Raw genomic sequence first — 15008 nt, forward strand, 5'->3', positions numbered from 1 at the left:
CCTTCAGCGACCAACCCCACAGCCACGAGGGGCTGCGCCGTTGGCTGGAACAACCTGTTACCCATACGGGGCATGTGCCCGTCACAGCTGCATGCGATGCTGACCACCTGATCCCTGCCAGCGAGAACGCCCGCATGACCACCATCATCGCCCCGCGCGTGCACGACATCGGCGGCCTCGAAGTCCGTCGCGCCATCCCCACCCTGCAGGCGCGCAGCATCGGCTCGTTCGTGTTCGTCGACCAGATGGGCCCGGCGCTCATGCACCCCGGCACCGCCATCGATGTGCGCCCGCATCCGCATATCGGCCTGGCCACCGTGACCTACCTGTGGTCGGGCGCGATCGGCCACCGCGACACGCTGGGGTCGGACCAGGTGATCCGTCCCGGTGACGTCAACTGGATGACCGCCGGCCGCGGCATCGCCCATTCCGAGCGCACGCCGCAACCGGACCGCGACCATGACAACCCGATCCACGGCATGCAGACCTGGGTGGCGTTGCCGAAGTCGCATGAGGAAATCGAACCGGCCTTCTACCACCATGCCGCGGCAACCCTCCCCGAGCAGCGCCGCAATGGTGCCTGGCTGCGGGTGATCGCCGGGCGCGCCTATGGCGAGGAATCGCCGGTGAAGGTGTTCGCCGACACCCTCAACGTAGCAATCGACCTCGACCCGGATGCGGAGATCGATATCGACAATGGCCACCGCGAGCGCGCGTTGTACATCCTCGAAGGCGACGCACAATTGGACGGCGTGGACATCCCCACCCAGCACCTGGTGATCCCCGAAGCCGGTGCGATAGGTCGCCTGCGCGCGAAGACGCCGGTGAAGGCGATGCTGTTCGGCGGCGAGCCGCTGGATGGCCCGCGTCACCTGTGGTGGAACTTCGTGTCCAGCTCGAAGGAGCGCATCGAGCAGGCCAAGCACGACTGGGAGGCCGGTCGCTTCGGCACCATCCCGGGCGACGACAAGGAGTTCATCCCGCTGCCGCAGTACTGAACATCGCGTGTTGCACACATCCGAAGGTGTATCCCTGCACCCGGCGTTGACACTACAGTCACCCGCTGATCACTGAAATGTGACATAAATCACACTTTCTTTCGTCAAAGGAGTGCAACACATGAGCATGGGTAAACGCTTGTCCGCCGAGTTCCTCGGCACGTTCTGGCTGGTTCTGGGTGGCTGTGGCAGCGCGGTGCTGGCCGCCAAGTTCGGTGGTGACGGCAATCCGCTGGGTATCGGTTTCCTCGGCGTGGCGCTCGCCTTCGGCCTGACCGTGGTGACCGGCGCCTATGCGTTCGGCCACATCTCCGGCGCGCACTTCAACCCGGCAGTCAGCGTCGGGCTGTGGGCTGGCGGCCGCTTCCCGACCAAGGACCTGGTGCCCTACATCATCGCCCAGGTCGCCGGCGGCCTGCTGGCCGGCTTCATCCTGCTGCAGATCGCCTCCGGCGCCAGTGGCTTCGCCATCGACGGCAGCCAGGCCGGTGCGTTCGCCAGCAATGGTTATGGCGCGCTGTCGCCCGGCGGCTACAGCGTTGCGGCCGCCTTCCTGTGCGAAGTGGTGCTGACCGCGGTGTTCCTGATCGTGATCATGGGCGCCACCCACGGCAAGGCACCGGCCGGTTTCGCGCCGCTGGCGATCGGCCTGTCGCTGACCCTGATCCATCTGATCAGCATTCCGGTCACCAACACCTCGGTGAACCCGGCCCGCTCCACGGCGGTGGCCTTCTTCGCCGGCAGCGGCGCGGTCAGCCAGTTGTGGCTGTTCTGGGTCGCTCCGCTGCTGGGCGGCGCGATCGGCGGCATCATCTACAAGTGGATCGGCAACGACCGCTGAGGCCTGTGCGGACCATTGCGGCCGACCTTCGGCCGCAATGGTTACGCTTGTAACCGCGATTTGTGCGATCGCTCACGTTCCGTTAAGGTTGAGTTGACCGTCCGTGCACATGCCGGCCGGGGCGGCATCCGGGGATGGGATGCCATGGCCGCCAGCCCATCTGGCGGAGCCACACGACAGACCACCTTGGGGGATGCATGAAGTTCGCGCCTGTAGTGTTGTCGAGCCTGCTGTTCGCTGCGGCCCAGGCCGCTGCGCAGGCTCCCACCGAATGTCCTTCATTGCCGGCCAGCAGCGGCCTGCAGTGGCAACAGCAGGCACAGGCCGATTTTCTGGTCTGCCGCGCCAGCACCGGGGACGGCCGCGAGGTACTGAGCCTGATGCTCAGTGCGCGCGATCCCAACCTTCCATTGAACCGCTCGCTGCGCCAGGAAAAGGGCAGCTTCGGCGGTGAGTCGCTGTACTGGTACCAGCCCGATCTGGGAGGCCAGCAGCCGCCCGGCTATGCCGAGCGCCGCATCAGTGTGGTCAAGCTCGACAAAGGGCGTTACGCGCAGATTTCACTGTATCCGGACAGCGCCCAGGAACTGGGCTCGCTGCAGCAGCTGGCGCAGGGCATGAGCCTGACCCCGTCGGCCGTGGCCGCGGGGCGCTGAACGTGACGGGGATGACTGCCTGGCAGCATCCCCGCAATGCGACCCGATCCGACGGTAGTGCCGGCCGCTGGCCGGCAAACGCTTCGATCCTGATCAGAAGAGGTTGCCGGCCAGCGGCCGGCACTCCCTCAGAACTTGCCTTCCTGGAAATCGACGAAGGCCTGCATCAGTTCCTGCCGTGTGTTCATCACGAACGGCCCGTGGCGCATCACCGGTTCGCGCAGCGGACGGCCCGCAACCAGGATCAACCGTGCACCTTCGCTGCCGGCCGAAAGGTGCAGCTGCTCACCGCCGCCCAGCACCGCCAGCTCCTGGCGTGCCACGTCACGCGCGGCGTCCTGCTCACCCACGGTCACGCCACCTTCGAACACGTATGCAAAGGCGTTGTGCCCTTCCGGCAACGCATAGGTCCAGGCGCGATCCGGGGCCAGCGTGATGTCCAGGTACAGCGGATCGGTGGCCGGCTGCACGATCGGGCCATCGGTGCCGTCCACGCTGCCGGCAATCACCTTTACCTCCACGCCCGGCTCCGGGTGCACCACGGGAATGCGCTCGGGCGCGAATTCCTGGTACTTCGGGTCGGTCATCTTCTCCTTCGCCGGCAGGTTCACCCACAGCTGGAACCCGCGCATCTGCCCGCTCTCCTGCTCGGGCATCTCCGAATGCACCAGGCCACGGCCAGCGGTCATCCACTGCACGCTGCCCGGGGTCAGCAGGCCTTCGTTGCCGTGATTGTCACGATGCCGCATGCGCCCGTCGAGCATGTAGGTGACGGTTTCGAAGCCGCGGTGCGGATGCTCCGGAAACCCGGCGATGTAGTCCTCGGCACGATCGGTACCGAACTCATCGAGCAGCAGGAACGGATCCAGGTCGGGCAGCGTGGGGCCACCGATGACGCGGGTCAGGCGCACGCCAGCACCGTCGGAGGTGGGCATGCCACGGATGGTCCGCAGCACGCGGACCGGTTCGGGAAAGCTCATGGCGACTCCTGTTGGATGGATGCCACTGAAGATGGACGCCACACGGCTGCACGCCAATGGACGGCGCCGCAACCGATTGTTCCATCCCTGATGTTCGCTGCACGTCAGCACAACAAACGTACGACCAAAGTACTACCGCCGATTCGTCCTGTGCCAATTGACCCTGTCGAGGGCACGCGGGACTCTTTGTCTGTCTTTCCGGGAGAGAGCACCTCATGAAAGGGTTTTCCAAACTGGGCTGGGCGGTACTCGCCCTGCTCGGCGCATTCTGTCTGGGCACCGTAGCCCTGCGCCGCGGCGAACACATCAACGCACTGTGGATCGTGGTGGCAGCGGTTTCGCTGTACCTGGTCGCCTACCGCTTCTACAGCCTGTTCATCGCCAACAAGGTGATGCAGCTGGATCCGACCCGGGCCACCCCGGCGGTGATCAACAACGATGGCCTGGACTACGTGCCGACCAACAAGCACGTGCTGTTCGGCCATCACTTTGCCGCCATCGCCGGTGCCGGCCCGCTGGTCGGCCCGGTACTGGCCGCGCAGATGGGCTACCTGCCCGGCCTGTTGTGGCTGGTGGTGGGCGTGGTGCTGGCCGGTGCGGTGCAGGACTTCATGGTCCTGTTCCTGTCCAGCCGCCGCAACGGCCGTTCGCTGGGTGACCTGGTGCGCGAGGAGATGGGCCAGGTGCCCGGAACGATCGCGTTGTTCGGCGCGTTCCTGATCATGATCATCATCCTGGCGGTGCTGGCGATGGTGGTGGTCAAGGCGCTGGCCGAAAGCCCGTGGGGCATGTTCACGGTGATCGCGACGATGCCCATCGCGATCCTGATGGGCGTGTACATGCGCTACATCCGCCCCGGCAAGATCGGCGAGATCTCGGTGGTTGGCCTGATCCTGCTGCTGGCTGCGATCTGGTACGGCGGCAAGGTCGCCGCCGATCCGGTCTGGGGCCCGGCGTTCACCTTCACCGGCACCCAGATCACCTGGATGCTGATCGGCTACGGCTTCGTCGCCTCGGTGCTGCCGGTGTGGCTGCTGCTGGCCCCGCGTGATTACCTGTCGACCTTCCTCAAGATCGGCACCATCATCGCGCTGGCCATCGGCATCCTGGTGGTGATGCCGGAACTGAAGATGCCGGCACTGACCCAGTTCGCCGCCAGCGGTGATGGCCCGGTGTGGAAGGGCGGCATGTTCCCGTTCCTGTTCATCACCATCGCCTGCGGTGCGGTCTCCGGTTTCCATGCCCTGATCTCCTCTGGCACCACGCCGAAGCTGCTGGCCAATGAGGCGCACATGCGCTACATCGGCTACGGCGGCATGCTGATGGAATCGTTCGTAGCGGTGATGGCACTGGTGGCCGCATCGATCATCGACCCGGGCATCTACTTCGCGATGAACAGCCCGGCCGCGGTGATCGGCGCCGATGCTGCGTCGGCGGCGCACTACATCACCAACACCTGGGGCTTCACCATCACGCCGGAGCAGCTGACCGCGACCGCGGCGGCGATTGGCGAGCCGACCATCCTGCATCGTGCAGGTGGCGCGCCGACACTGGCGGTAGGCATCGCGCAGATCCTGCACCAGGCCATCCCCAGTAGCAGCGACGCAATGATGGCCTTCTGGTACCACTTCGCGATCCTGTTCGAGGCGTTGTTCATCCTGACCGCGGTGGACGCCGGCACCCGCGCCGGACGCTTCATGCTGCAGGACCTGCTGGGCAACTTCGTGCCGGCCCTGAAGAAAACCGAGTCGTGGACCGCCAACATCATCGGTACCGCCGGCTGCGTGGCGCTGTGGGGCTACCTGCTCTACACCGGCGTGGTCGATCCGTTCGGTGGCATCCAGACGCTGTGGCCGCTGTTCGGTATCTCCAACCAGATGCTGGCCGGTATCGCGCTGATGCTGGGCACGGTGGTGCTGTTCAAGATGAAGCGTGACCGCTATGCGTGGGTGACAGCGGTGCCGGCCATCTGGCTGCTGATCTGCACCACCTACGCCGGCTTCATCAAGATCTTCGACAGCAACCCGGCACAGGGTTTCCTGGCACAGGCACACAAGTTCCAGGCCGCGCTCGCCAGCGACACCATCACCGCACCGGCCAAGTCGGTGGCGCAGATGAAGCAGATCGTGGTCAATGCCTACGTCAACACCGGCCTGACCGCGCTGTTCCTGCTGGTGGTGGGCGCGGTGCTGGTGTATTCGATCAAGACCATCCTGGCGGCCCGCCGCAATCCGCAGCGCAGCGACCGCGAGACCCCGTACGTGGCGCTGAAGCCGCATGAAATGGTGGATCTGTGATGAGCACGCAACTGGTTCCCGCCGGCCAGTACCAGGCCCACCGCCGCATCTGGCGGCGCCTGGTGCAGACCGCACGGCTGTGCTGTGGCATTCCTGATTACGACAACTACGTCCGGCACATGCTGGAAAAGCATCCGGACCAGGAGCCGATGGACTACAAGACGTTCTTCCGCGAGCGCCAGGAAGCGCGTTACGGCGGTCGCAACGGTGGCCGCTGCTGTTGAGGGTTGGGTGCCGGGCTTGCAGCCCGGCGCCCGCACCTTCGACAGATTTCCGGTGACGGCGAGAAGCATCAGGGGTCAGATCCGTTTCCTCCGGGAAACGGATCTGACCCCTTCTTTGTTCATGGATCTCCATGAAATGCATCCACGCATGTCGTGGATCTACCCGGTGGCAGGCAAAAAGAAAGCCGAGCGTGGGCTCGGCTCTACACGGGGAAAGCGTGTTCACGGCAATTGCCGTGAACACGCAACATGATCGTCAGCTCAGGACTCAGGCCCCGGCCATCCACTTCAGCATTAGGCCGGTGACATAGGCCAGCCCGGTACCGGTGGCATAGCCCACCGTGCCCAGCAGCACGCCCACCGGGGCCAGCGTCGGATGGAACGCCGCCGCCACCACGGGGGCCGAAGCCGCCGCACCGATGTTGCCCTGCGAACCGATGGCGAAGAAGAACAACGGCGCGCGCAGCAGCTTGGCCACGACCCACAGCACCAGTACATGCGTGGCCATCCAGATCGCACCCAGCAGGAACAGCCACGGCCGATCCAGCAGCGACAGCAGGTTCATCTGCATGCCGATGCAGGCAATGAGGAAGTACAGGAACACCGTGCCCAGCCGCGACGCACCGGCCGCTTCCAGCCTGCGCGCACGGGTGAAGCTCAGGCCCAGGCCCATCGCGGTGGACAGCAGGATCACCCACACGAACTGGCTGTCCAGGCTGAACTGGCTGGCCCAGCTGACGTTGGCCTTGAACCAGCCGGACAGCGGCGCGGCGATCGCATGCGCCAGACCAACGCCGCCCAGTGCCACGCCAACGATCACCATCAGGTCGGTCATGCTGGGAATGCGCGCGTTCTGCGCCTCGTAGGCACTGATGCGCGCCTTCATCTCGTCGATGGCACGGGTATCGGCGCCGTTGCGGGTGTCGATCTGCTGTGCGCGGTTGGCCAGGAACAACAGGATCGCCATCCACAGGCTGGCGCAGGCCACGTCGACCACGGCGAACTGGCCGAAGGTGGTGGCATCGGTGCCGAATACTTCGCGCATGGCGACCATGTTGGCGCCGCCGCCGATCCAGCTGCCGGCCAATGCGGCCATGCCGGCCCAGGTATCACCGGCCACGGTTTCCGGGTGGATCAGCTTCATCAGCTGGAACGAGACGATGGCGCCCAGCATGATGCCGGCAGTGCCGGCGCAGAACACGATCAGCAGTTTCGGGCCGAGCTTGATGACCCCTTTCAGGTCGATCGACAGGGTCAGCAGCACCAGCGCAGCCGGCAGCAGCACGTCACGCGCGACCGGGTTGTACAGCGAGGTGTTGTGGCCATCGATGACACCGGCGGTGTTGTAGATGGCGGGGATGAAGTAGCACAGCAGCAGCGCCGGCACCCAGGCGAAGATCTTCTTCAGCAGCGGGGTCGGGCCACTGGCGGCCCAGAAGATCAGGGCCAGGGTAGCGGCAATCAGGCCCAGTCCAACGATGTCGTCGCTGATCAGGGCAGTAGCGGGTTCGGTCGGCATGGGATCCTCTGTCGATCGAAAGAGCGGAGAAAAAAAAGCGCCGCATAAAGCGGCGCAGGTCGAGATTAACATTGTCTTCACGCCGGGTCATGCTGCAGTGCCGACCACACCTCCACCCCCTCAGGGAGCCTACTCATGCAGCTTGGCGCCTTTTCGGTCAGTCTCTCGGTGAAGGATCTCGCGGCCTCCCGTGCCTTCTACGAAGCCCTGGGCTTCTCGGTCACCGGCGGCGATCCAGCACAGAACTGGCTGGTGCTGCGCAGCAACGGCACCGTGATCGGCCTGTTCCAGGGCATGTTCGAGGGCAACCTGCTGACCTTCAACCCCGGCTGGGACCAGCACAAGCAGGAACTGACCCACTTCCAGGATGTGCGCGAGCTGCAGGCGGAGCTGGATGCCAGGGGCATCGCGCTGGCAGTCCGCACCGATCCCGATGGCCAGGGGACCGGCTACCTGCAGCTGGCCGATCCCGACGGCAACGTGATCCTGATCGACCAGCACGTGGCGCGGCCGAACGGGCGTTGACGCGGACAGCCATCGCGTGGGTAGGCGTCGACCTTGGTCGACGGGCAGCATGCCAACCAGGGTTGGCATCTACCAGGACGGCCGGATCAGCCCGGTCGCGAGGCACTGAAATCGAGCGTGACACGCGTGCCACGCGGCTCGCAGGGCTGCAGCTGCAGGGTCCAGCCCAGGTGCTCGCAGAGCCGCGCGATCAGATCCAGCCCGATGCCGCCGCCACGATCGGCGCGCTCGCCACGGGCCATCCGCGCGTGGATGGCCGCGATCTCCTCCGGGCTCATGCCATGTCCGGGGTCCTGCAGGGTCAACACCGCCGACGAACTCAGCCGCAATTCGATGTGGCCACGGCCACTGTTCTCGATGGCGTTGCGCAGCAGGTTGCCGATCGCCGCCTGCACCACCGCCAGCGGCGCGACGATGTCCACCGGCGCAGCCTGGATGCCGATGCTCAGGTCCTTGTCGCCCAACAGATGGCGATGGTCGTCGACGATCTCCGGCAGCAGCTGGTCCAGCGCGATGCGCTCGGCACGCGCCGCCAGTCGTGCCGGATCACGCGCCAGCACCAGCAGCAGTTCGATCAACTGCTCCACGCTCTGCGCGGTGCGCAGTACCCGCTGCATCTGCTGGCGCGCACGCTCGGGCAGGCCCGGTTGCTCCAGCGCCAGTTCGGCGGCACCGGTCATCACCGCGATCGGCGTGCGCAGTTCATGGCTGGCGGTGCTGATGAACACCCGCTCGCGTTCGACGAACTGTTCGTTGCGGTCCAGGTAATCGTTCAGTGCACCGGCAATCGTGTGCAGCTCGGAGCTGCCACGCGGGTCGACCTCTATGCGCTGCCCCTGCGCACCGGGCCGCAGATCGGCGATGCGCTGCGCCAGCAGGCTCAACGGTCGCACCATCCGCTCCATGCCGAAGGACGCCATCAGCACGGTGACGAAGATCATGATCACGCCCGCCAGCATCACCCAGCGCGTGGCGAACTGCTCCAGATCGTGGAAGTCGGAGATATCCAGCGCCAGCGCGACCCGCCCCATCGATTCGGTCTCGCGCACCATCACCGCCGTCTCGCGGCCCTTCACCATCACCCCGTCATGCAGCCCGGGATGCAGGGTACGCAGGCTGTCGGGCAGGTTGACCGCGTCGAAGCGGTAGAGGCTGAGCGTGTCCGAATCCTGCCAGCGGTAATGCGGCTCGTGTTCGACATGTTCGACGATGCTGTCCAGTTCGGAATTGAGCAGCGCGCGCCAGGCAGCGTGCTCGGCATGCTCATGCACGTAATTGCCGACGCTGAACACCGCCAGCGAAAGCAGCGCCAGGTAGCCCAGCAACCACCACAGCACGCGCCGGTACAGCGGCCCGGGCTTACGCGCCTTCATCAGTATCCTTGCCAGCGTCGCTGCCGGTGGTCACGGCCAGCCGATAACCCACCCGCGGCAGGGTGTGGATCAGCTTCTCGGCAAACGGGCCGTCAACGCTGCGACGCAACTCGTAGACATGCGAGCGCAGCAGGTCACCATCCGGCGGCTCGTCGCCCCACAGGGCGAACTCCAGCTGCTGTCGTGTCACCGCACCCGGGCTGGCCCGCATCAGCACTTCCAGCAGTTTGCGGCAGGCCGGGTACAGGTGCAGCACTTGGCCCTCACGCTGGGCCTCCAGCGTCGCCAGATCCAGCACCAGGTCGCCCACCTGCAGGCGCTTGCGCGGGTTGCGGCCCTGCGCACGCAGCAGCAGCGCTTCCAGCCGCACCTCCAGCTCGGGCAGCGCGAACGGCTTGGTCAGGTAGTCGTCGGCACCGGCGCGGAAGCCGGCGATCTTGTCCGGCAGTTCATCACGCGCGGTCAACATGATTACCGGCACCTCGGACGCGTGCTCGGCGCGCAGCCGGCGCAGCACTTCCGGCCCCTCCATGCGCGGCAGCATCCAGTCCAGGATCACCGCATCGTAGGGGTGGCTGCCGGCCAGGTGCAGGCCGGTGATGCCATCCGGAGCCACGTCCAGCACATGCCCGCGCGACTCGAAATAGTCGAACAGGTTGGCCACCAGCTGGCGGTTGTCCTCGATCACCAACAGACGCATGCACGAAACATCCACGGAAGTTCGTACCATGGTAGCGCCGCCCATGTCGGAATGCGGTCGTCCCGCCCCCTTCTGACGCTTTTCCCACCCCCGCCACCTCAGAATGGCCGTTTTGCTCCCGGAGCCTGCCGTGCCCGTAGCCCTGCCCCGCCGTTGGCGCCTGCCCCTGTTGTGGCTGCTGATCATTGCTGCGTTGGCAGCGGGCATCGGCCTTCGGCAGCCGCAGCCGCCGGACGAACCGCGTTTCGTGCTGGCCGCGCGAACCATGGTCGAGAGCGGGCAATGGCTGCTGCCGCATCGTGGCAGCGAGCTGTATGCCGAGAAACCACCGGTGTTCATGTGGCTGCAGGCGGCCGCTTACGAGGTGGTCGGCAGCTGGCAGTGGTCGTTCCTGCTGCCGTCATTGCTGGGCGCCCTGCTGAGTCTGTGGCTGGTGTCGGATCTGGCACGGCGGCTGTGGTCACCGCGGCATTCCATCTATGCCCTCGCGGCGCTGTTCTGCACCCTGCAGTTCGGGCTGATGGCCAAGCGCGCGCAGATCGACATGGTGCTGGTGGGCATGACCACCGTGGCCCTGTGGGGCCTGATGCGCCACCTGTGCGAACGCCGCAATCTGCCCGCCCTGTGGCTGGCCGGCTTTGCCGCCGGCGTGGGTACCGTGACCAAGGGCGTGGGCTTCCTGCCGTTGCTGATGGTGCTGCCCTGGTTCGGCTGGTGGCTGTACCAGCGCCGTCGCGGGTATCGCGTGGAGGGTCCGCACCCGGCAACGCTGCTGTGGCTGATCCCGGCCTTCCTGCTGGGTGTCGGGGTGTGGCTGGCGCCGCTGGGCTGGGCCCTGCTGCACACGCCCACGGCCGAACTGCAGGCCTACGCGCATGAGCTGTTGTTCAAGCAGACCGGTACCCGTTACGCCAATGCCTGGCACCACCGGCAGCCCGCCTGGTACTACCTGCAGGTGATCCTGACCCTATGGCTGCCGGGCAGCCTGCTGCTGCCGATGCTGTTCAAGCCCTGGTGGCGCCGTATCCGCCGAGGCGACCGCCGCCAGTGGCTGCTGCTGGGCTGGGCGGTGCTGGTGCTGGTGTTCTTCAGCGCCAGCCCAGGCAAGCGTGAGGTGTACCTGTTGCCGATGCTGCCGGCAATGGCACTGGCCGTGGCGCCGCTGCTGCCCGGCCTGTTGCGCCGCCTGTGCGTGCGCCGCTACCTGTTCGGCTACAGCGTGGTGCTGATGCTGGCCACCGGCGTACTCGGCGTGATGCTGATGACCGAGCACCCGTGGGCGTTGGCGCAACTGGAACGCCGCGCCATGCCCGATACGTTGCTGCCGGTGCTGGGCGATGGCCTGCTGACCTTCGCCATTGCCCTGGCCACGCTGATCGTGTGGCTGCGGGTACGTCGTGCCGCGACGCTGGTGCTGCTGACCCACGGCATGCTGTGGATGCTCTATGGCCTGGTGCTGATGCCTGCACTGGACCCCTTCGCCTCGGCATCCGCACTGATGCGCCGGGTGGGTGCGCGGATCGGTCCCGACGCCGAACTGGCGCTGGTGGCCTGGCGCGAGCAGAACCTGCTGCAGGCCGACCGGCCGGTGCGCGAATTCGGCTTCAAGCGCCCTTGGGCCGAGCAATGGCACGATGCCGGCCCGTGGCTGGCCGAAGCACCGGACAAGCGCTGGCTGCTGGTGCTGGATGATGCGATGAGCCCGTGCGTGGATCCGAGCAAAGTGATCGATATCGGTGTTGCCAACAGGAATCGTTGGCAATTGCTTCCCGGTACCGCATGGAACCCGGAGTGCCACGCCGAGCGGACAGGATCGACCGCCGAAGAAGACTGAACGTTGGCACGCGCCGGGCAAACATTAACCCGGCACGAACGAGCGTCCGACCCTTCTCCGACATCCAGGTGACGAGCATGACCGCGGATTCCCGAACCGCCCTTTCCCAGCATGCCCGTCCGTCCCCTTGATGCGGTAGCGCCGCTTGCGACATCGCCACTGGCGTCACGATTTGCCGTAACTCACCTCTGGCTGCCTGTCGCAATCGGTCTGCCGTTGTTTACGCTGCTGATGGGTTTCGGCGGCGACCAATGGGTGGCCGATCATCTGTTCCGTCTGGAGGGTGGCCACTGGGCGCTGCAGGACGCCTGGATCACCCGCACGGTGGTGCACAAGGCCGGCAAATGGCTGAGCACGGCTGCTGCGCTCGTGGCGATCCTGCTGTGCTTCCACCACTGGCGAAAGGGTCGCGATCGCACCCTGCGGTGGGCGCTGCTTTATGTCGTAATTGCCATGGCTCTGGGCACGGGCGTGATCTCCCTTCTGAAGTCGCTGGTGCCGATGGAATGCCCCTGGGACCTGCTGCGCTACGGCGGCCACCAGCCTTTCATCGGTCTTTTCACCCTGCGCCCGGCCGGCATGGCGCCGCAGGCCTGCTTCCCGGCCGGGCATGCCAGCGCCGGCTATGCGTGGCTCTGTCTGTACTATTTCGCCCTGCTGTGGCGCCCGTCGTGGCGCTGGGCGGGGCTGTGGATCGGCCTCGGCGCTGGCCTGGTGTTCGGCATCAGCCAGCAGCTGCGGGGCGCACATTTCCTTTCGCATGACGTTGCCACTGCGTTGATATGTTGGCTGCTTTCGCTCGGCCTGTATGTCCTGATCCGCCGTCAGCTGGACCGTCCCCACCGCCAGGAGGCAAACGCATGAGTGCATCGGTCCAACGCCCCGCCCGTCTTCCCGCGTTGGCGAACCTTCGCCGCTGGCGGCCGCAGCTCTCCACCGAAGCACTGATTGCACTGACCAGCCTGTTCTTTGCGGTGGCCGGCAACGGCCTGTTCTGGCACAGCGCGATGGCCAGCCATCCGGGCAGCCTGCGCTACGCACTGTCGCTGCTGCTGTTGCTGCTGGGTGCGCACGGCGTGCTGCTGGGCATCCTGGTCTGGCGCTGGAACGCCAAGGTGGTGATCAGCCTGCTGCTGCTGGTGACTGCATTCGCTGCGCACTACATGAGCCGTTACCACATCTACCTGGATGCGGACATGCTGCGCAACGTGCTGGCGACCGATCCCAAGGAAAGCCGCGAGCTGATGACCGTGTCGCTGGTGTGGCCGGTGCTGTTGCTGGCGGTGTTGCCGATGATCGTGCTGTGGCGCGTGGAGCTGCGCCGCCGCAGCTGGGGCCGCAGCCTGCTCTGGCGCGTCGGCTTCCTGGTGGTGGCGGCAGTGACCGCGGTAGGCGGCGCATTGATCTCGTTCCAGGATGTCTCGGCACTGATGCGCAACCAGCGCGAAGTGCGTTACCTCGCCACCCCGGCCAACGTGCTGCTGGGCATGCCGCGCGCACTGCGTGGCGACAACCCGGTGCAGCGCGCGCCGAAGCTGCCGATCGGTACCGATGCCAAGGCCACCCCACGTGCACCTGCCAGCAAGCCGCGCCTGCTGGTGATCGTCATGGGCGAAACCGTGCGCGCGCAGAACTGGGGCCTCAACGGTGGCCGCAACACCACCCCGGAACTGGCCCAGGCACCGGTGATCAACTTCCCCGACATGCACTCCTGCGGCACCAGCACCGAAGTGTCGCTGCCGTGCCTGTTCTCGCCGTGGGGACGCCACGAGTACGACGAGAAGAAGATCCGTGCACACCAGTCGCTGCTGCATGTGCTGAACCGTGCCGGCATCGCACCGTTGTGGCGTGACAACCAGTCCGGCTGCAAGGGCGTGTGCGAAGGCCTGGAGTTCCAGTCGCTGTCCGATGCGACCACCCCGGGCCTGTGCGCGGACGGCCGCTGCATGGACGAGATCCTGCTGCAGGACCTGGCCACCCAGGTGCGCGCCAAGCCCGGCGACCGCGTGGTGGTGCTGCACCAGCTGGGCAACCATGGCCCGGCGTACTTCGAGCGTTACCCGGCCGCATTTGCGCGCTTCAAGCCAACCTGCGACACCCGTGACATCGGCCGCTGCTCACGCGAGGAGATCACCAACAGCTACGACAACGCCGTGCTGTACACCGATCATTTCCTGAGCAAGACCATCGGCACGCTGCAGGGCATGCAGGACTACGACACGGCCATGATCTACCTGTCCGACCACGGCGAGTCGCTGGGCGAGAAGGGCCTGTTCCTGCATGGCGTGCCGTACGCGATCGCCCCGGCCGAGCAGACCCGCGTGCCGATGACGATGTGGTTTTCGCCGGGCTTCGCCAGCAGCCGCGGGCTGGACCTGCAGTGCGTGCGCAAGCGTTCGGCGGCGTACACCGACCATGACAACCTGTTCCCGTCGGTGCTGGGCCTGATGCAGGTGAAGACCTCGCTGTACGAGCGCGATCGCGACGTGTTCGCCAACTGCGAGAGTTGAGGGTTTGTCGGCAGGGCTGCGCCCGGCACCCGCCGAGGCCACTGCACAAGCAACGGCAACAGCAGAAGCAGGCGATTCGTGGTTTGGCGGGGCGGTGTCGGAATGCGGGGACGCCGCAAGTACGTCCATGTAGGCTTGGCAGCCGCATCCATGCGGCTGACACCCCGCACTCCGACACCGCCCCACTTCTGACAGATTGTCCCGATCTGGTAGATCCACGCCATGCGTGGATGAATTTCCATCGGAATCGAATAGTCGAATTGAATTCGAAAAGCATCCACGCATGGCGTGGATCAATGACAGGTCGCGGAAATCTGTCGAAGGCGGGGTGGGTCCGGTTGCGGGGGCGTGAGCGCCATGGATGGCGCGACCGAGCCTCCATGGACGGATTTACGGCGTCCCCCGCAACCGGACCCGCCCCGCCAAACCACGGATAGTCCGCTGTTGCTGTTGCTTCGGCTTTGCCGTTGCTCGAAGGCCTCTGCGGGTGCCGGGCGCCGCCCGGCCGACTTCCGCCACTTGCGGTGGCAGCCACTGCCCACTAGCCTTCG

At 66.0% G+C, this 15008-nt stretch carries 13 protein-coding genes; 9 read left to right on the plus strand and 4 right to left on the minus strand.

Features of this window, described 5'->3' with window-relative positions; all coding sequences use genetic code 11:
- The first annotated feature begins 134 nt into the window (after window positions 1-134).
- The 3 genes from ACW5IY_RS16250 to ACW5IY_RS16260 all read left to right on the plus strand — a co-directional run bounded on the left by ACW5IY_RS16250 (window position 135) and on the right by ACW5IY_RS16260 (window position 2495).
- Entirely contained in the window at window positions 135-998 is an 864-nt protein-coding gene (locus ACW5IY_RS16250; RefSeq protein WP_049435303.1) for a pirin family protein, read from the plus strand.
- Between the two features lie 121 nt (window positions 999-1119).
- Window positions 1120-1839 (plus strand): aquaporin Z, encoded by a 720-nt coding sequence (gene aqpZ, locus ACW5IY_RS16255; RefSeq protein ID WP_019338641.1) that lies wholly within the window; start codon window positions 1120-1122, stop codon window positions 1837-1839.
- A gap of 197 nt (window positions 1840-2036) precedes the next feature.
- Window positions 2037-2495, plus strand: a complete 459-nt coding sequence (locus ACW5IY_RS16260; RefSeq protein WP_010482811.1) for a hypothetical protein — start codon at window positions 2037-2039, stop codon at window positions 2493-2495.
- A 128-nt stretch (window positions 2496-2623) separates the two neighbouring features.
- Here ACW5IY_RS16260 and ACW5IY_RS16265 read toward each other — a convergent pair whose 3' ends face one another.
- Window positions 2624-3475, minus strand: coding sequence for a pirin family protein (locus ACW5IY_RS16265; protein ID WP_049435296.1), 852 nt, complete (start codon window positions 3473-3475; stop codon window positions 2624-2626).
- 215 nt (window positions 3476-3690) lie between these two features.
- Here ACW5IY_RS16265 and ACW5IY_RS16270 point away from each other — a divergent pair, with 215 nt between their 5' ends.
- Window positions 3691-5772 carry a carbon starvation CstA family protein gene (locus tag ACW5IY_RS16270; RefSeq protein WP_049435295.1) on the plus strand — a complete coding sequence of 694 codons (2082 nt, stop codon included), beginning with the start codon at window positions 3691-3693 and terminating at the stop codon, window positions 5770-5772.
- The gene (locus ACW5IY_RS16275; protein WP_005410613.1) at window positions 5772-5996 is read left to right on the plus strand and encodes a YbdD/YjiX family protein; all 225 of its coding nucleotides are present in this window, start codon (window positions 5772-5774) and stop codon (window positions 5994-5996) included. The genes ACW5IY_RS16270 and ACW5IY_RS16275 overlap by 1 nt, the downstream gene beginning before the upstream one ends.
- 268 nt (window positions 5997-6264) lie before the next feature.
- On the opposite strand, the gene ACW5IY_RS16280 is transcribed toward ACW5IY_RS16275, so the two are convergent.
- Entirely contained in the window at window positions 6265-7515 is a 1251-nt protein-coding gene (locus ACW5IY_RS16280; RefSeq protein WP_049435292.1) for a DUF819 family protein, read from the minus strand.
- A 135-nt stretch (window positions 7516-7650) separates the two neighbouring features.
- Here ACW5IY_RS16280 and ACW5IY_RS16285 point away from each other — a divergent pair, with 135 nt between their 5' ends.
- Entirely contained in the window at window positions 7651-8040 is a 390-nt protein-coding gene (locus ACW5IY_RS16285; protein ID WP_010482807.1) for a VOC family protein, read from the plus strand.
- Window positions 8041-8126: 86 nt separating this feature from the next.
- Here ACW5IY_RS16285 and ACW5IY_RS16290 read toward each other — a convergent pair whose 3' ends face one another.
- Both ACW5IY_RS16290 and ACW5IY_RS16295 read right to left on the minus strand, forming a co-directional pair.
- Entirely contained in the window at window positions 8127-9413 is a 1287-nt protein-coding gene (locus ACW5IY_RS16290; RefSeq protein ID WP_049435291.1) for a sensor histidine kinase, read from the minus strand.
- Window positions 9400-10113, minus strand: a complete 714-nt coding sequence (locus ACW5IY_RS16295) for a response regulator transcription factor (protein WP_049435290.1) — start codon at window positions 10111-10113, stop codon at window positions 9400-9402. Before ACW5IY_RS16295 ends, ACW5IY_RS16290 begins: the two co-directional genes overlap by 14 nt.
- 103 nt (window positions 10114-10216) lie before the next feature.
- On the opposite strand from ACW5IY_RS16295, the gene ACW5IY_RS16300 reads away from it, so the two are divergent.
- The 3 genes from ACW5IY_RS16300 to ACW5IY_RS16310 all read left to right on the plus strand — a co-directional run bounded on the left by ACW5IY_RS16300 (window position 10217) and on the right by ACW5IY_RS16310 (window position 14457).
- A complete protein-coding gene (locus ACW5IY_RS16300) occupies window positions 10217-11947 on the plus strand; it encodes an ArnT family glycosyltransferase (protein WP_219625789.1) in 1731 nt (576 codons plus the stop codon).
- 111 nt (window positions 11948-12058) lie between these two features.
- A complete protein-coding gene (locus ACW5IY_RS16305) occupies window positions 12059-12811 on the plus strand; it encodes a phosphatase PAP2 family protein (protein ID WP_043399050.1) in 753 nt (250 codons plus the stop codon).
- Complete coding sequence (locus ACW5IY_RS16310; protein WP_049435287.1) at window positions 12808-14457, plus strand: phosphoethanolamine--lipid A transferase; 1650 nt, start codon at window positions 12808-12810, stop codon at window positions 14455-14457. Before ACW5IY_RS16305 ends, ACW5IY_RS16310 begins: the two co-directional genes overlap by 4 nt.
- The last annotated feature ends 551 nt before the right edge of the window (window positions 14458-15008 follow it).

It is taken from the genome of Stenotrophomonas sp. C-A, assembly GCF_054030835.1.